Source organism: Marichromatium sp. AB31 (genome assembly GCF_003718685.1).
Lineage (GTDB): Bacteria > Pseudomonadota > Gammaproteobacteria > Chromatiales > Chromatiaceae > Marichromatium > Marichromatium gracile.
This window is the reverse complement of record NZ_RHFI01000037.1, coordinates 1-16,774: the sequence shown is the minus strand read 5'-3', so window position 1 is coordinate 16,774 and position 16,774 is coordinate 1. Positions and strand designations below refer to the sequence as shown.

Sequence of the window (16,774 nt, the reverse complement as noted above, 5' to 3'; positions counted from 1 at the left end):
CCGGGCTGCCCGGCGGGCGAGGCGGGGCGGAAGGCGAGCGCGCGCAGCAGCACCATCTCGAGTCCGGCGCGCGGGTCCGGGGCGAGGGCGAGATCGCCCTGCCCGGTCAGCGCGACCTGGTAGTAGAGCTGCACGTCCTCGGGCGAGAGGCGCGCGGCCAGGGCGCGGAGACGATCCCCATCGGGATCGTCGGCGGCGAGCAGCTGCGGCACCTGCTGGACCAGCGCCAGACGATGCAGCAACGCGATCAGTTCGCGCAGCAGCTCGGCGTAATCGGGGGTGAGCGCGGCGACGCGCTCGACCTCGGCGAGCAGCGCGGCGCCGTCGCCACCGGCCAGCGCCTCGACCAGCGCCAGCACCACCTCGCCATCGAGGGTGCCGAGCATGGCGCGCACCTCGGACTCGACCAGCCGACCGCCGCCGAAGGCGATCGCCTGATCGAGCAGGCTCAGCGCATCGCGCATGCTGCCGTCGGCGGCGCGCGCGAGCTGGGCCAGCGCCGGCGTCTCGAATCCCAGCCCCTCGGTCTCGAGCACATGACGCAGGTGCGCGCCGATCTCATCGGGCAGCAGGCGGCGCAGGTTGAACTGCAGGCAGCGCGAGAGCACGGTCACCGGCAGACGCTGCGGATCGGTGGTGGCGAGCAGGAACTTGACGTGCGGCGGCGGCTCCTCGAGCGTCTTCAACAGGGCGTTGAAGCTGTGCGCCGAGAACATGTGCACCTCGTCGATGAGATACACCTTGCAGCGACCGTGCGCCGGCGCATAGGGGACGTTGTCGAGCAGCTCACGGGTCTGGTCGACCTTGGTGCGCGAGGCCGCGTCGACCTCGATCAGATCGACGAAGCGCCCGGCATCGACCTCGCGACAGGTCGCGCACCGACCACAGGGGTGGGCGCTCACGCCCTGCTCGCAATTGAGCGACTTGGCGAGGATGCGCGCCAGGGTGGTCTTGCCAACCCCGCGGGTACCGGTGAACAGATAGGCGTGATGCAGCTGGCCGCGATCGAGCGCATTGGCGAGCGCCCTCACCACATGCTGCTGGCCGACCATCTCGTCGAACGACTTGGGGCGCCACTTACGGGCGAGCACCTGGTAGGACATGCGCGACTCGAATCGGTCGAAACTCTGTTGCAGGGCGCGCACGCTGGCGAGCGCGGGGAGCTTCCTAAGGGTGGCGTCTGGCGTCGCGGCCCGAGGCCGGCGTCAGCGCGGAATCTGGGGCGGCAACCCGCGCCAGCCACACCCCGGCACACGCTTCAACCGCTGCGGCTGCTCCCTTCCGGGCCTGACCGGGTTCACGATCTCACGTTGCGAGGGGACCGACACGGGCCACCATAACGCTCTTGCAGCCATCAGACGATGACGACAAGAGCACGAGAGATTAACAAAGTGCGCCACGGAAGACAAACCGGGAGCCAGCTACCAGCTACCAGCCGACAGCTATCAGCTATCAGCCCTGGAGGCTGGCGGCTGGCGGCTGATAGCTGGCCTCGGCAAGCGCGCGCGGCGCTGCTAGAGTGGGGCGAGTTCCGCAACCGCCCGACTCCGACCGCCATGCGCCCGATCTTGCTGACCCCACTGCTGTTCGCACTCGCCCTGCCCGCGCCGAGCCTGGCGCAGGAGGCGGAGACCGATGCCTGGGAGCGTGCCCAGACGACCGCCGCCGCGTGGTGGCAGCGCTCGCGCGAACTCGCCGACCAGGCGGCGGCCGACGCCCGACGACTGCTCGGCGATGATGACGACGATCTCGGTCGTGCCTGGGAGCGGGCGCGCCCCGAGCTGGAGGAGGCGCTGACCCTCACCGAGCGCCAGGCGACGCTGCCCGAGCGCGCCTGGTTCGGTCCCGACCGCGACTCCAACCAGACCGAGATCGACGCCCTGCTCGATCGTGCCGTCGCGCTGCTCTCGGTCTCGCCGGCGCTCGCCCAGCGCGCGCGCATCCGCGAGCTCAACGCCCGCATCGTCGAGCTGCGCGCCCAGATCGCCGAGTCCAGACAGCAGCAGCTCACCGCCCCCGAGCAGTCGACCCTGCTCAAGACCCGCGCCGACCACGCCGAGGCGATCGCCCGCGACCAGCGCGAGATCACCGCGATCGAGGCCGAGATCGCCGCGATCGAGCGTGGCTTCGCCGCCGAGCTGCGTGCCATGGGGCTGCACATCGACGACGAACAGGTGCGCTTCCTGCTCTCGACCGTGGTCGGCGACAACGTCGTCGAGCTCGGCATCCTCTTCGACAACGTCCGCACCCTCACCGAACAGCTCGAACAGCTGGTCGCCGAGAGCGGCGAGGATCTGGAGAGCGCGCGTCGCTACTACGGACTCTACGTGGTGCTGCTGCAGACCCTGGAGCACCTCCACCGCCGTATCGAGCGCCAGATCGAGGACGACTACCTGCCGCGCATCGACGCCATCGCCGAGCGCGCCCGCACGCTCGCCGCCGAGACCCGCACGCTCAAGGCGCAGAACCCCGAGCGCACCGCGCTGCTCGAGGCCAACCTCGAGGCACAGCGCGTCACCGGCGAGGCGGCGGCGGTCTATCGGAGCTATCTCGAGGACCAGGCGCGTCAGATCCGCGCCGCGCGCGCGCAGCTCGCCGGCGACATCGCCACCGCCTGGAACACCTATCAGACAGTCAGCCTCTCGGGCGAGTTGGTGGGGCTGGTGCGCGCCAGCCAGCGCCTGCTCGAGGCGCTGATGGAGCGCCAGCTCCCGGCGCTGCGCCCGTTCGAGAACCTGGAGATGCAGCGCGAGATGCTGCGCCTGACCGAGCGTCTGCGCGGCCCCGATCAGGGCAGATAGGGATAGGGCTCGGCGCTGCCCAGCGGGGCGTGGCCGAACACCAGCTGGCCGGCGGCGCCGTCGCTGAAGGCGAGCCGGCCGATACCGTTGCGACCGCTGAGATCGCGCACCAGATCCGCCCAGCCGCTGCGCCCGTCCTCGCAGTACAGCTCGTAGATCGCGGCCGGATCACCGGAGAAGGCGCTGTAACCACCGCGACAACGGGTCTTCGGGCTGGTCAGATTCAGCTCGCCGGTGAACAGGGTCGAACGGTAGTCACCGCTGAACACCTCGCCATCGACCACCGCCACCACCGGCCCCGAGGTCGAGCGACCCGGCGAGGGCACCTCGGGACGGGGACGTTCGAGATTGTCGATCACCTGACTGACGCAGGTGGCGTAGACCTCGATCTCGAGGTGCTCGCACAGCCGCCTGCCGTACTCCTCCGGCGGCACCTCGACAGCGATGCCACCGAGACGCTGCGGCGGGATCAGCGCACACCCCGCAAGCAGACCGAGCAACACGACGGGCACGACGATTCTGGACATGACGTTCTCCCTCGGCGACGGCGGCGCGGCCCGCGCCCGCCTCGACCCTCGACCGGCCGCGGTCAGGCGCGGCTCCCGAGCGCCCATTGTATGTCATGCGGATGCGCCGGGGCGCGATTGCCGCTACAGTGACCGCAACCGCGCCAGGGTCGAGGCGCGACCGTCACATCCCCGGAGCCTCCCGATGAGACTGCGCCAATCGTCACCGCATCCCTTTCGTCGATCGCGACGTGGTGTCGTGCTGGCCCTGGCGCTGAGCCTGCTCGGCGCCTGCAGCGACCCGCTGCTGAAGGACCAGCCCCTGCCCCGTCAGCTCGCCATCGCCGCCTGCATCGGCCAGTGCGACAGCGCGCGCGAGCACTGTCGCGCGAGCGCGCGCGCCGACTACCGCGACTGCGAGGCCGACCATACCGAGGCCTTCCGCGACTATCGCTGGTGTCTCAGCGAGGTCGGCACATTCAACGATGAACTCGACTGCGGCTATCCCTGGTGGTCGTGCGCCGAGAACCTTTACGGTTACTGCACCAATCGCCATCGCGCGTGCCGCGAGGCCTGCGCCGCAGACCCGCACCAGCTGGTGCGCTGAGAGCCGCGGCGCCGCTCAGCCGCCGAGCAGCAGCGCCGCGAGCACCACCAGGGCGATCTCGGTCAGCTCGACCAGGGCGCCGGCGGTGTCGCCGGTGAAGCCGCCGAGCCGGGCGCGCATGGCGCGACGCGCCAGCCACAACACCGCCAGGGCACACCCGGCCAGCACCAGCCCCAGCCCACCGAGTACCAGCACACAGCCGAGGAAGGCCGCGCCGCTCGCCGTCCACGCCCAGGTGCGCCCGAGATGGGCGACCTGATCGCTGACGATGCCCTGCGCGCGCGCATAGGCGGTGGTGAGCATCAGCGGCGGCAGCACCGCGCGCGCGAGCAGCGGCACCCAGAGCAGCAGCCAGGCCGCCTCGACATCGAGGAGCAGCTGCAGCGCGCTCCACTTGAGCAGCAGCGCCAGCCCCAGCACCGCCACCGCCATCGGCCCGCTGCGCGGGTCCTTCATGATCTCCAGGGTGCGGGCGCGGTCGCCGAGTCCGCCGATCCAGGCGTCGGCGCTATCGGCCAGGCCGTCGCAGTGCAGCCCGCCGGTCGACCAGGTCCAGAAGGCGAGCAGCAGTGCCGCACCGAGCAGCGGGTCGGTGTGCTGCGCGGCGAGCGCGGCGAGCGCGAGCAGCGCGCCGAGCACCAGCCCGACAACCGGGTACCAGGCCACCGAGCGGCCCTGGTCGACGGGGTCGACCACGCCGGGGTCGGGAAAGGGCAGCCGGGTCAACAGCCGCCCGGCGGCATAGAAGGGAACGAGATGGGACATCAGGGACCTCGATGGGTCACCAGGCTGGGGCGGCCCGGTGAGGGTGGGACACGGACGCGACTGCGCCCGGCATGGGCGACCTCGAGCAGGATCATCGCTCGCGGCGGCATCTCCAGCACCTCGGCGAGGATCGCGCGAATCACCCCGCCGTGGGTCACCACCAGCGCGTCCGGCCCGCCGCCCTCGAGCAGCGCGCGCCAGGCCGCGCGGGTCCGGGCGAGGAAGTCAGACATCGGCTCGCCCCCCGGCGGGGTGAAGCCGAGCGGATCATCCCACAGCCGCCAGAGTTCATCCTCGGGGAGCTCGCTGGCCGAGCACCCCTCCCAATCGCCGAAGTGACGCTCTGCCAGCGCGGGTTCGAGCACCAGCTCGAGCCCGCGCTGTGCGGCCAGCTCGCGGGCGAAGGCCGCGCAGCGCTGCAATGGCGAGCTGACCACCAGCCGCGGCTCGTCGAGCCCGGCGGTGGCCGCGCGCAGCTGCGACCAGCCGCGCGCGCTCAGCGGATCATCGCAACTGCCGCGCAGGCGGCTCCCGCCCTCGACCTCGCCGTGACGCAGCAGGTCGATCAGCCGGCCGCGCAGGCTCAGCACGCGTTGCTCACTCCGGCCTCGTCAAAAGTCGCCATGTCGCGATGCACCGCACAGGCCAGACGCAGCAGCGGCACCGCGGCGCAGGCGCCGGTCGCCTCGCCGAGACGGAAGCCGAGATCGAGCAGCGGGTTGGCCTCCAGCGCCTCCATCATCAGCCGATGACCGGGCTCGGCCGAGCGATGCGAGAACAGCATCCAGTCGCGCGCCGCAGGCTGCAGACGCACCGCGGCGAGCGCCGCCGAGGAGACGATGAAGCCGTCGATCAGCATCACCACGCCACGCTGGGCGGCACGCAGATAGGCGCCGGCGAGCGCGGCGATCTCGAAACCGCCGAGCCGGCGCAGCATCTCCAGCGGGTCGCGCGGTTCGCTGGCGTGCAGCTCCAGCGCACGCGCCACCACCTCGGCCTTGCGGTTGACCCCGGCGCTGTCCAGCCCGGTCCCCGGTCCCACCACCTCGGAGGCGGCGCGATCGAGCAGCGCGCAGCCCAGCGCGGCGGCGGCGGTGGTGTTGGCGATACCGAGCTCGCCACCGATGATCAGCCGCACGCCCTCGGCGACGGCGCGATCGACCGCGTCGCGCCCGATGTCGAGCGCCCGCGCAAGCTGCTCGGGGGTCATCGCCGGCTCGCGGGCGATGTTGCCGCTCCCCGGCCCGAGGGGTTCGGAGCGCACGCCCTCGACGACCTCCGAGCCGGTGGCCAGGCCCAGCTCGATGATATCGAGCCTAGCGCCGACCGCCTTGGCCATCACCGCGACCCCCGCCCCACCATTGGCGATGTTGCGGACCATCTGCTTGGTGACATCCTGGGGATAGCGCGACACACCCTCGGCGGCAACCCCGTGGTCGGCGGCGAACAACAGCACCCGCACCGGATCGACCTCCGGGGTGGCGGTGCGTTGCAGGCCGGCCAGACGCACCGCCAGCTCCTCGAGCCGACCGAGCGAGCCCGGTGGCTTGGTGAGCTGGTCCTGACGCGCGAGCGCATGCTGCACGGCGGTCTGATCGATCGGGGGACAGGGCTCGGCGAGCCAGTCGAGGGTCGGGGTCATGGGCGCACCTCATGGATGGGAGCGATGAGCGTCGCGCACTACCGGCGCGACGGGTCGAATGCCGCACGGGGCGGCGGGAAGGGATCGAGGACACGACGGCCTTGCTCGCCGGGCGGCCCCGCCCCGACGCGGGGCGGAGCGACGTCCGGGGTCAGGGCTGGTAGCGCAGGGTCAGGTAGAACGCGCGACCGGGCTGATTGTACAGATAGGCCGTTTCATAGGTCTCGTCGAGGGCGTTGGCGAGCCGTCCCTGGAGGCGCAGCGCCGGGTTGAAGGCGTATTCGAGACGCAGATCGAGCAGCGCATAGGCGTCGAGATCGACCTGGTTGGCGAGGTCGTCGTAGCGCTCGCCGACCAGTTGCAGGGTCGCACCGGCGCGCCAGCGTCCGAGCGTGCGATCGAGATCGAGCTGCAGGCTCTGCTCGGCGCGACGCGGCAGCAGATTGCCGTCGTTGGCGCCATCGGAGCGGTTCTCGGGATCGAGCAGGGTGAGGTTGCCGGCCAGCGTCCAGTCGTCCCAGCGGAGATCGGCCGCGGCCTCGAGGCCGCGGATCCGCGCCGAGTCGACGTTGGCCGGGGCGAAGATGGCCGAGTCATAGGCGATCAGGTCGTCGATCTCGGTCTGGTAGAGGCTCAGCTGCCAGTCGCCGCGCATCCGCCCGGGCAGCGGCAGCGGGCCGTTGGCCATCAGCTCGATGCTCTCGGACTCCTCGGGATCGAGCGCGGTGTTGCCGAAGCCCGGGTAGTAGAGCTCGTTGAAGGTCGGCGCCTTGAAGCCGGTGCCGTAGGAGAGCGCGACCTGGATGTCGTTGGCGAACAGATAACCGAGCGCGGCGCTGCCGGTGGTGTGGCTGCCGAACTGCTGGTTGTCGTCCTGACGCAGGCTGAGCTTGAGATCGAAGGCGCCGAAGCTGCCCTGGTACTGACCGAACACGCCGAGGTTGTCGCGCGCGTCCTCGGCATAGTCGACGGTCCCGCTGACCCGATCGTCGACATAGTCGATCCCGAGGCTCACCAGCTGCCCGGCGGCGATGGTGACATCACTCTGCAGCGAGAGGCTGTCGCGCTCGGTCTGGAAGCGGTCGACGAACTGATCGAAGACCGCCGCGGCGGCATCGTCGTAGAACACCCGGTAATCGTCCCAGCTGCGCCCGGCGGTGAGCGTCAGGGTCCAGGCATCGAGCGGGCGCAGGGAGGCGTTGGCGCCGAAGACCTGCTGCGAGGAGCGGGCCTTGTTGCCGGAGAAGGCCGAGCCGTCGAAGTCGTTGGCACTCTCGGCGCTGAGCAGGTGGAATTCGACCTCGGCGCGCTCGTTGAAGGCATAACCGGCGCGGGCGCTGACGCCGTGACTGCTGTAGCCGTCGCGATCGGGCTGATCGACGCCGCAACCGGCATAGGGGAAGGGGCGACCGGCGCAGGCGTTGATGCCGTCGGTCTGCTCGAAGTTGGCGCCGAGGTTGAACCAGGCGTGCTCGCCGCCGCCGGAGAGCCCGCCGGAGACGCTGGCGGTGCCCAGCTCGCCGACACCGACGCTGAAGCGCGGGGTGAGCGCGCCGCCGCCGCGACGGGTGAAGACCTGGATGACACCGCCGATGGCCTCGGAGCCGTAGAGGCTCGAACGCGGCCCGCGCACCACCTCGATGCGCTCGATCTGATCGACCGGCAGGTCCTGCAGCGAGGTCGTGCCCAGGGTGGCCGAGCCGACACGCACCCCGTCGATCAGCACCAGCACGTGATCGGAATTGGTGCCGCGCAGCATCACCGAGGCCGACTGGCCGGGACCGCCGTTCTGGGCGATGCTCACGCCGGGCAGGGTGCGCAGCAGATCGGGCACCGAGCGGGCCTGACGCCGCTCGATCTCGGCGCGATCGATCACGCTCACCGTGGCCAGGGTCTCGCCCGCCGGCTCGGCGGTACGCGTGGCAGTGACCACCGTCGGCTCCAACACCTGGGAATCGGTCTGGGCCAGGACCTGGGCGCTCAAGGGCGCGGCCAGCGCCGCCAGCATCAAGGGACTCTTCATCACATGCTCCTCACAGGACCCCGCACACCCGCAGGGGTCGACAACAGAGAGGGGCTGGATGCTCGGCGGGCAGGCGTCACCGGCCACGCGCTGGATGCGCGAGGAGCCGCGATCGCCACCCGGTCTACCCACGCAGCCCCGGCTTGACGGACCCGCCCGGCCTCGCTTTGCGGGCACTGCGGATCCTGATTCCGAGGCCGGTCTCCGGGCTCACGAGCGGGCCGGCATGGCCCCGGACGCGACGCCTTCCCGTGATCGACACAGTGGCATCAGGTCGCGCCCTGATTCGTCTACCGTTGCGGGGGCAGCGCCGGACTGACCGATCGCGGACGATCGGCGCACCGGTCTTCCCGTTTCAGCCCCGGGAACTGGGTCCAGGGGCCACCGCGGAATCGAGGGCGCCGATTAAGTCCGATCGGAAGGAGCAAGTCAACGCCCGCCCCCGCCACGGGACAGACTGACTGACCGGGGTCAAGCCGAGAACGATACCGCCGACGCCGCTCGCAGAGAGCGGGCGCCGCGGGGGGAGGGTCAGAGTCCGGAGACCTCGGGCAGCGCAGACTCGGGCGCGCGGACCGACTCGATCCGCGCCGCCTGGGCGCTCGGCCAGCGGGTGAGATACTCGTCGGTGAAGAAGAAGCGATCCTCGCCGAAGGCCGGCACCAGATCGTCGAGCCAGGTCGCCTTGGGGTCGAAGCGGGCGAAGAAGGGGCGGTTGACCCAGTCGGGGTTGCGTCCCTGGAGGAAGCGCAGCACGAACACCCGCTCGCCGGCGACCTCGGTCACGCCCTGGATCTCGATCTTGCCCGGCCCCGCACTCATGCTCGGACCGCGCGCGGTGCGAGCCAGCCCCGAGACCCCCTGGATCGCCTCGCGATAGATCTCCCAGGCACGCACCAGCGGCACCTCGAAGTAGTGCTGGGCGCCGGTATCGCGCTGCACGAACATGTAGTAGGGGATGATGCCGAGGCGCACCTGGGTGCGCCACATCCGCGTCCACACCTCGGGGTCGTCGTTGATGTGGGCGAGCAACGGCCCCTGGCTGCGGATCTCGGCGCCGGTGGCGCGCAGCCGCGCGATCGCCTCGCGGGCGGTCGCGGTCTCGAGCTCGCGCCAGTGGTTGGTGTGGGCCATCAGCGCGACGTGCTTGCCGTTGGCCACCAGCCGCTCGAGCAACGCCATCAGCTGGTCGCTGTCGGCGTCGCCGACGAAACGCTGGGGCCAGAAGGTCAACGCCTTGGTGCCGATGCGGATACTCTGGACGTGATCGAACTCGGGACGCAGCAGCGGCTCGAGATAGGCCTCGAGATGGCGCGCCTTCATCACCATCGGATCACCGCCGGTGATCAACAGATCGGTGACCTGCGGGTGCTGGCGCAGATAGGCGTGCAGCCCGGAGGCCTCGTTCGAGGCGATGCGCAGCGACTTGTCGCCGACGAACTGCGCCCAGCGGAAGCAGAAGCTGCAATAGGCGTGACAGGTCTGCCCCTGACTGGGGAAGAACAGCACGGTCTCGCGATACTTGTGCTGCAGCCCTTCGAGCGGGCGCTCGCCGTCGAGCTTGGGCAGGTTGCTCTCGAGCTGCCCGGCGGGATGCGGGTTGAGCTCGGCGCGGATCTCGCGCACCGCGGCCTCGAGCGCGGCGGGCGCGGCCTCGGCGCGCAGCAGATCGGCAATGCGGCTGAAATGACGCTCGCTGAGCATCCCCTGCTGCGGGAACACCAGCTGGAAGATCGGATCATCGGGGACATTGTCCCAGTCAATCAGTTCATCGATCACATAGTCGTTGACGCGAAACGGCAGCACGGTCGAGACCACCTTCATCGCGAAACGGCGATCCTCGGAGAGTCCACGCAGCGCATCGATGCGGTCGAGATCACGCTGGGTGTGGACACGGAACGGGCGGGCGGACTCGACCGCCACCGCCCGCTTGGGCTGGGCATTGTTGTAGGACATGACAAAGCTCCTCTGTGGATAGTCAGAAGAGGACGCTGAACCGAATGGGCACGGCTATCCAAAGGGGTTGGCGAAAGAAGTGACGGTATTCGTCGTACGCGCTTCGCCGGCGCCGGGCGCGTGAGCGCGCCACCAGAGGATCCGAGCAGCCGCCCGGACTGGCAAAACCATTGCAAAGGATTTCACCATCCTAACACAGGAACCCTGCCCGATCCGGCGCGAGGGACACGGATCGCATGACAGGGGCACAGTCACCCGCACCCGGACGATGGGTGCGCAATCATCGGGAGCGACATGGACAGGCATCGACAGCTGAGCGCCCGGGCGCTCCTCGGCGGCGCGCTACTCGGCGCCCTGCTCACCCCGTGCAACGTCTACGCCGGACTGAAGATCGGCTGGTCGTTCAACATCTCGATCGTGGCGCTGCTGATCGCCAGCGGACTCTGGGCACTGCTTGCGCGACTGCGCCTGAGCGCGCCGCTGGCCATCGGCGAGGGCAACATCACCCAGACCACCGCGTCCTCCGCGGCCAACATCATCTCCGGCGGGCTGGTCGCGCCGATCCCGGCCCTGGCGATGCTCTCCGGCGGCAACCTGCCCGCCGTCGAGCTGATCGCCTGGGTGTTCGCGGTGAGCTTCCTCGGCATCTGGGTCGCCTGGTATCTGCGCGCCGGGCTGATCGTGCGTACCCCGCTGCCCTTCCCCACCGGTCGCGCCACCGCCGAGGCATTGCAGGAGATGTTCCGCCAGGGTCGCGAGGCACGGCTGAGACTGCGCGTCCTGCTCGGCGCCGGCGCCCTGGCCGCCGCGCTCAAGTGGCTCGACAGCGGTCGCTGGGCGCTGCCGCGTCCGGGACTCGGCGTCGAGCTGCCCGCCGCCGGCGCACTCGCCGGCGCCCCGGCGATCAGCGCCAAGAACCTCACCCTCAGCCTCGACCCCTCGCTGATGCTCGCCGGCTTCGGCGCCATCATCGGGGTCCGCGCCGGGCTCTCGCTGTTGCTCGGCGCGCTCATCGCCTGGGCGCTGCTCGGCCCGCTGGGGTTGTACCAGGGGTTCATCCTGCCGGGCGCGACCGACCCGGCTGCGAGCTGGTTCGGGACCATGATCGAATGGCTGCTGTGGCCCGGGGTGGCTCTATTGGTGGCCGCGACCCTGACCCGGCTGGTGCTGCAACTGCGCGCCGCCCATGCCGCGGGCACCGGCACCGGGCGAAACGACGACGGGGCCACACTGCACCGCGCACTCGGACTGGCGCTCGCCAGCGCCCTGGTGGTGCTCGCCCAGACGCTGATCTTCGGCATCCACTGGCTGCTCGCGCTGCTGGCGGTGCCGATCGCCTTCGTGCTGGCGATGGTGGCGGCGCGCGTGGTCGGCGAGACCGGCATCCCGCCGATCGGCGCCATCGGCAAGGTCTCGCAGCTCGGCAGCGGCATCACCGCGCCGGGCGACCAGACGGCCAACCTGATCGGCGCCAACGTCGCCGGCGGCGCGGCCGGTCAGAGCGCCGATCTGCTCAACGACTTCAAGGCCGGACACGCGATCGGCGCCACCCCGGGCTACCAGGTGATCGCACAGTGTCTGGGGGTGGCCGTGGGCAGTGTGGTCGGCAGCCTGGTCTATCTGCGCCTGATCCCGGACCCGGCGACCATGCTGATCACCGAGCAGTGGCCGGCCCCGGCGGTAGCAACCTGGAAGGTGGTGGCCGAGACCCTCGACCAGGGACTCGCCGCGCTGCCGCCGAGCGCGCTCGCCGCACTCCTCCTCGCCGCCGGCTGCGGGGTCGTGCTGACCCTGCTCGAACACCGCCACGGACCGCGCCGGGTACCGAGCGCGCCAGCGCTGGGGCTGGCGATGGTGATCCCGGCATCGCTCTCGCTCACCCTCTGTCTCGGCAGTCTGGTCGGGCACGCCCTCGCCCGCTACCGCCCACGACTGGCCGAGCGCTTCCTGCTCGCCGCGGCCGCCGGGCTGATCGCCGGCGAGAGCCTCAGCGGCGTCACCCGCGCCCTGCTCGGCGTCCTCGGCTGAGGCTCAGACCTTGAACCGCCGGGTGCGCTCCTGCTGCTCGGCGGCGAGCGCGGCGAGCGCCTCGGCGGCCTCGGCGATGCGTCGCGAGACGGCGGCGATCTCCTCCTCCTCGTGGCTGATGCCGGAGAGGTTGCGGTCGATCTCCTCGGCCACCGCGCGCTGCTGCTCGGCGGCGCTGGCGATCTGGCCGTTCATGTCGTTGACGGTGGCCACCTCGGCGGTGATCGCCTCGAGCGATGCACCGGCGCGTCCGGCCTGGGCAACGCTCTCACCGGCCTTGGTGCGACCGTCGGCCATCACCGTGACCGCCTCACGGGCGCCGCCCTGCAGTATCTCGATCATGCCCTGGATCTCGTGGGTGGCCGACTGGGTGCGCCCGGCAAGGCTGCGCACCTCGTCGGCGACCACCGCGAAGCCGCGCCCCTGCTCGCCCGCGCGCGCCGCCTCGATCGCGGCATTGAGCGCGAGCAGGTTGGTCTGCTCGGCGATGCCGCCGATCACCTCGAGGATCCGGCCGATCGACTCGGCATCGTCCGAGAGCCGCGCGATCACCGTCGCGGCGTTCTCCACCGCCGCGGCCAGGGACTCGATGGCGTCGATCGTCTCGCGCACCACCGCCGCGCCACCGCCGGCCTCGCGCTCCATGTCACGGGTCGCCTCGGCCGCGCGCGTGGCGTTGCGCGCGACCTCGGCGACGGTGGCGGTCATCTCGGTCATGGCGGTGGCGACCTGATCGGTGCCCGACTGCTGACGCTCGAGCTGAGCGCGGATCTGCTCGCTGGTCGCCGACAGCCCACCGGCCGCCTCGCTCAACCGATCGCCACCCCCGACCAGCTCCCTGACCAGGTTGTGGATACGGTCGACGAAGGCGTTGAAGGCCACCGCCAGCTCGGTCAGCTCGTTGCGACCGCGTGCCTCGAGGTGCTGGGTGAGATCGCCGTCGCCGTGAGCGATGTCGTTCATGCGCGTGGCGGCGGCGCGAATCGGCCGGGCGATGGCGCGACTCAGCAACCCGGTCAGCACGGCGCCGACACAGAGCGCCAGCAGACTGAAGAGCAAGGCGTCGCGGATGGCGCGATTGAAGGCGCCGACGTCGTCGCTGCGATCGAGCAGCAGCTCGACCACCCCCACGGGCTCGCCGGCATAGTCGGTGATCGCTTGCGCCAGCAGCGCCATCGGCGTGTCGCGATAGAGGATCTGGCGCTGGATGCGCTCACCCGCGATGACCTGGCGCATCTCCTCGGCGGTCAGCCGGGTGCCGTCCTCGATGGTCCCGGCGAAGGGTTCGAAGTCCTGGCCGCGCCGCAGCGTGAGCTGGGCACGGGCACCGAAGCGCTCGGTGAAGTCGACGAAGAAGGGCTCGCCGAAGGAGAGTCCGAACTCGACCGAACCGCGATGGCGCCCGTCGGGCGCGAACATCGGCACGATGCCACGGATCCCCAGCCCGGCGCGCCCCTCCTCCAGGCCGCTGACCGGCGCGCGGGTGCGGTTGGCGGCGAGCACGGTGTGGCGAAACCCCGACAGGTCGTCGCCGAACTTCTCGGGCATGTGCAGCCGCAGGAAGGAAGTGGCCGGCGGGGTATGGAACTGGAACTGCACCAGACCGTATTGCCGGTGCATCCGCTCGAACAGCGGCAGGGTGAGTTCGCGCAGCCGCGCGCGATCGCCGGCGGCGAAGGCGGCGCGGACATCCGGGACGTTGGAGAGCGCCGCGGCGAGCGAGACGGCGCGTGTCGCCTCCTCATCGAGCGCCGAGCGCAGGGTGAGGAAGAGGTCCTGGAGCCGGCGCTGCTCGGCGCGCTCGGAGAGCGCGCCGAGGTTGTGGAAGACGCTGGGCAGGATCAGCGCCACCGTGACCAGGATCGCCGCCATGCCGCCAACGGCCAGCTGCACACTGATGCGGACTCTGCTCAGCACATCGCCCTCCTCGCGGTTTCGTCGGTACCACAGGATTATGCTGGCGCAACATACACGAAAAGCGCACGCCAGCGATCAAAACGACGCTAACCAAGGGGTATTTCAGGCTGACCCGGCACCGCTCACCGTGACGAACAGATAGCCTATATAGGCGAGATAGCTGCCGATCAGCACCACCCCCTCGACCCGGTTGATCCGTCCCTGACGGCGCCAGCCATAGCCGAACACGAACAGCGACAGGGTCAGCAGCACCATCACCGGGATATCGCGCGAGAGCACCTCGGGGGCGATTGCGATCGGCTGGATGGCCCCGGCGATACCGACCACGGCAAGGGTGTTGAACAGGTTCGAGCCGATCACGTTGCCCAGCGCGAGATCGTGTTCACCCTTGCGCACCGCGGCGATCGAGGAGGCCAGCTCGGGCAGCGAGGTGCCGATGGCGACGATGGTCAGCCCGATCACCAGGTCGCTGACGCCGAAGCCGTAGGCGATCTCGACCGCCCCCCACACCAGCAGCCGCGAGCTGGCCAGCAGGACCACCAGCCCCAGCGCGAGCAGCCACAGGGCACGACCGAGCGGCAGCGGATGACGCTCGAGCTCCTGCTCCATCTCGCCGCCGAGCGCATCGCCACGCCCGCGCATCCCCTGGACGATGGTCCAGCCCATCACCAGCGCGAAGACCGCGAGCAGCCCCCAGGCATCGAGCCGCGACAGCTCACCGTCCCACAGCTGATAGACCGCCAGCGCGGTGATCAGCGCGAGCAGCGGCAGCTCGCGCCGCAGCAACCGCGAGTGCACCGCGATCGGACTGAGCAGTGCGGTGATACCGAGGATCAGCGCGATATTGGTGATGTTCGAGCCATAGGCGTTGCCGAGCGCGAGCCCGGGATTGCCCTGGGCGGCGGCAAAGCCCGAGACCACCATCTCCGGGGCCGAGGTGCCGAATCCGACCACCACCATGCCGATCAACAAGGCCGGCATTCCCAGATGGCCCGCGGTCGCCGCGGCCCCCTCGACGAACCGATCCGCGCTCCAGACCAGGAGTGCCAGACCGGCAATGACAGCGACAAAAGCCAAACTCATCAGTCTCTCTCAGACCTCGCAATCGTCTTCCGGTGATGCGCGAACGCGCCTGCACCGGGTTTTCGGTATGATTTCGGCGCCCGGTCACGACAACTGATCCGCCCGCGCGACCGGCCAAGCGCATCATTTTCTCACACGCCGAGGAGTCATCGCGATGTTTCGCCCCACGCCCCGCTCGATCTGGTACATCCTGGCGATCGGGGGGCTCGGCGTGGCCGCATTCAGCGTGGCGCTCACCGAGTGGCTGCTGCTCGACCCCTGCCATCTGTGCATCTTCCAGCGCCTGCTGTTCGGCCTCGCCGGGCTGTTCGCCCTCGCCGCGGCACTGGGCGCACGGGTGCTCGGTTATCTGACGGTGGCGAGCGCGCTCGGCGGGCTCTGGAGTTCGCTCTACCAGAGCTGGCTGCAACTGCAGCCGCCCGGCGCGGTCAATTGCATCGGCGGCGAACTCGGCCCCGTCGAGCGACTGGTCGAGTGGCTGGGTCAGCAGGCCCCCGAGCTGTTCCTCGCCACCGGTTTCTGTGAGGACCCGGGGCTGCAGATCCTCGGGCTGTCGCTGGCCAACTGGGGGGCGATCGCCTTCGCCCTCGGAGCCATCGCCGCCGTCTGGGCGCTCGTTGCGAGCGCCCAGCGCCCCTCGGCCCGTGCCGACCGGGGCGACTGATCGCGCCGGGAGCTTCCCGGACATCCCGACACCCAGAAGGCGGACGCATCGGACGTCCGTCCACCACCCTGGAGATCCTGATCGATGCCGCTGAGCCGCAGACACTTCAACCTCACCCTGATGGGCACACTGGGCGCCCTCGCCGCACCGCTGCCGGCCCGCTCGGCACCCTTGGTCGAGGGGCGGGACTGGCGTCCCATCGACCCACCGCAGCCGGGCGATGCCCCGGGCAAGATCGAGGTGCTCGAGTTCTTCTCCTACGGCTGCCCGCACTGCAGCGACTTCAACCCGATCGTCAAGGAGTGGGCCACAGATCAGCCCGAGGACGTCGTCTTCCGCCGTGTCCCGGTCACCTTCGGGCGTACCGCCTGGGCCAACCTCGCCCGCCTCTATTACGCCCTGGAGGCATCTGAGGCCCTCGCACAGCACGATCAGGCGGTGTTCGATGCCCTGCACCGTGAGCGGCGCCGACTCTACAGCCCGGATGCCATCCTCGACTGGGTCGAGGCCCGCGGGCTCGATCGCGACGCCTTCGCCGCGCTCTTCGACTCCTTCGACATCCAGGCCAAGATCGCGCGCAGCGACCGTCTGGTGCAGCGCTACCGCATCCACGCCGTGCCACGGGTGACGGTCGCCGGGCGCTATGCCGTGCTCGGCAAGGAGGCGAGCAGCTATCGCGAGCTGCTCGGCATCGCCGAGACCCTGATCGCGCAGACGCGCGAGCAGGGCCTGGCCGGCTGACCCGGACGGCGCGGAATGCGCCGGGCGGCGCGCCCTAAGAT

General features: G+C 70.3%; 14 protein-coding genes, 1 other RNA gene and 1 riboswitch. Of the genes, 5 read left to right on the top strand and 10 right to left on the bottom strand.

Features of this window, described 5'->3' with window-relative positions:
• Both dnaX and ffs read right to left on the bottom strand, forming a co-directional pair.
• The coding region (dnaX, locus tag EBL84_RS16175; RefSeq protein ID WP_123141734.1) for a DNA polymerase III subunit gamma/tau at nucleotides 1–1,103 on the bottom strand (1,103 nt) is incomplete at its 3' end.
• Between the two features lie 127 nt (nucleotides 1,104–1,230).
• An RNA gene (gene ffs / locus EBL84_RS16170) (signal recognition particle sRNA small type) lies at nucleotides 1,231–1,327 on the bottom strand.
• A gap of 229 nt (nucleotides 1,328–1,556) precedes the next feature.
• Here ffs and EBL84_RS16165 point away from each other — a divergent pair.
• On the top strand, nucleotides 1,557–2,801 hold the full coding sequence (locus tag EBL84_RS16165) for a hypothetical protein (protein ID WP_123141733.1): 1,245 nt from the start codon (nucleotides 1,557–1,559) through the stop codon (nucleotides 2,799–2,801).
• Here EBL84_RS16165 and EBL84_RS16160 read toward each other — a convergent pair.
• Nucleotides 2,789–3,328: a hypothetical protein gene (locus tag EBL84_RS16160; RefSeq protein ID WP_123141732.1), complete on the bottom strand. Its 540-nt coding sequence runs from the start codon at nucleotides 3,326–3,328 to the stop codon at nucleotides 2,789–2,791. The two genes, EBL84_RS16165 and EBL84_RS16160, sit on opposite strands and share 13 nt — an antisense overlap.
• Nucleotides 3,329–3,512: 184 nt before the next feature.
• Between EBL84_RS16160 and EBL84_RS16155 the strand changes: the two genes are divergently transcribed.
• A complete protein-coding gene (locus tag EBL84_RS16155; RefSeq protein ID WP_123141731.1) occupies nucleotides 3,513–3,914 on the top strand; it encodes a hypothetical protein in 402 nt (133 codons plus the stop codon).
• A gap of 15 nt (nucleotides 3,915–3,929) precedes the next feature.
• Here EBL84_RS16155 and EBL84_RS16150 read toward each other — a convergent pair whose 3' ends face one another.
• From EBL84_RS16150 to EBL84_RS16130, 5 genes are all read right to left on the bottom strand, one after another.
• Nucleotides 3,930–4,679 carry an adenosylcobinamide-GDP ribazoletransferase gene (locus EBL84_RS16150; protein ID WP_062276559.1) on the bottom strand — a complete coding sequence of 250 codons (750 nt, stop codon included), beginning with the start codon at nucleotides 4,677–4,679 and terminating at the stop codon, nucleotides 3,930–3,932.
• On the bottom strand, nucleotides 4,679–5,269 hold the full coding sequence (locus tag EBL84_RS16145; RefSeq protein ID WP_123141730.1) for a histidine phosphatase family protein: 591 nt from the start codon (nucleotides 5,267–5,269) through the stop codon (nucleotides 4,679–4,681). Before EBL84_RS16145 ends, EBL84_RS16150 begins: the two co-directional genes overlap by 1 nt.
• On the bottom strand, nucleotides 5,263–6,321 hold the full coding sequence (gene cobT, locus EBL84_RS16140) for a nicotinate-nucleotide--dimethylbenzimidazole phosphoribosyltransferase (protein WP_123141729.1): 1,059 nt from the start codon (nucleotides 6,319–6,321) through the stop codon (nucleotides 5,263–5,265). The genes EBL84_RS16145 and cobT overlap by 7 nt, the downstream gene beginning before the upstream one ends.
• Nucleotides 6,322–6,472: 151 nt before the next feature.
• Entirely contained in the window at nucleotides 6,473–8,344 is a 1,872-nt protein-coding gene (btuB, locus tag EBL84_RS16135; protein WP_123141728.1) for a TonB-dependent vitamin B12 receptor, read from the bottom strand.
• A gap of 177 nt (nucleotides 8,345–8,521) precedes the next feature.
• A riboswitch (cobalamin riboswitch) is annotated at nucleotides 8,522–8,748 on the bottom strand.
• A gap of 127 nt (nucleotides 8,749–8,875) precedes the next feature.
• Nucleotides 8,876–10,300 carry a KamA family radical SAM protein gene (locus EBL84_RS16130; RefSeq protein ID WP_123141727.1) on the bottom strand — a complete coding sequence of 475 codons (1,425 nt, stop codon included), beginning with the start codon at nucleotides 10,298–10,300 and terminating at the stop codon, nucleotides 8,876–8,878.
• 294 nt (nucleotides 10,301–10,594) lie between these two features.
• On the opposite strand from EBL84_RS16130, the gene EBL84_RS16125 reads away from it, so the two are divergent.
• Nucleotides 10,595–12,328 carry an OPT/YSL family transporter gene (locus tag EBL84_RS16125; RefSeq protein WP_123141726.1) on the top strand — a complete coding sequence of 578 codons (1,734 nt, stop codon included), beginning with the start codon at nucleotides 10,595–10,597 and terminating at the stop codon, nucleotides 12,326–12,328.
• A 3-nt stretch (nucleotides 12,329–12,331) separates the two neighbouring features.
• Here the strand turns inward: EBL84_RS16125 and EBL84_RS16120 are convergent, their stop codons facing one another.
• Together EBL84_RS16120 and EBL84_RS16115 are read right to left on the bottom strand one after the other, a co-directional pair.
• Nucleotides 12,332–14,245, bottom strand: coding sequence for a methyl-accepting chemotaxis protein (locus EBL84_RS16120; RefSeq protein ID WP_123141725.1), 1,914 nt, complete (start codon nucleotides 14,243–14,245; stop codon nucleotides 12,332–12,334).
• 102 nt (nucleotides 14,246–14,347) lie between these two features.
• Complete coding sequence (locus EBL84_RS16115; protein ID WP_123141724.1) at nucleotides 14,348–15,328, bottom strand: calcium/sodium antiporter; 981 nt, start codon at nucleotides 15,326–15,328, stop codon at nucleotides 14,348–14,350.
• Nucleotides 15,329–15,482: 154 nt separating this feature from the next.
• Here EBL84_RS16115 and EBL84_RS16110 point away from each other — a divergent pair, with 154 nt between their 5' ends.
• Nucleotides 15,483–15,992, top strand: a complete 510-nt coding sequence (locus tag EBL84_RS16110; protein ID WP_123141723.1) for a disulfide bond formation protein B — start codon at nucleotides 15,483–15,485, stop codon at nucleotides 15,990–15,992.
• Nucleotides 15,993–16,076: 84 nt separating this feature from the next.
• Nucleotides 16,077–16,733: a thiol:disulfide interchange protein DsbA/DsbL gene (locus tag EBL84_RS16105; RefSeq protein ID WP_123141722.1), complete on the top strand. Its 657-nt coding sequence runs from the start codon at nucleotides 16,077–16,079 to the stop codon at nucleotides 16,731–16,733.
• The last annotated feature ends 41 nt before the right edge of the window (nucleotides 16,734–16,774 follow it).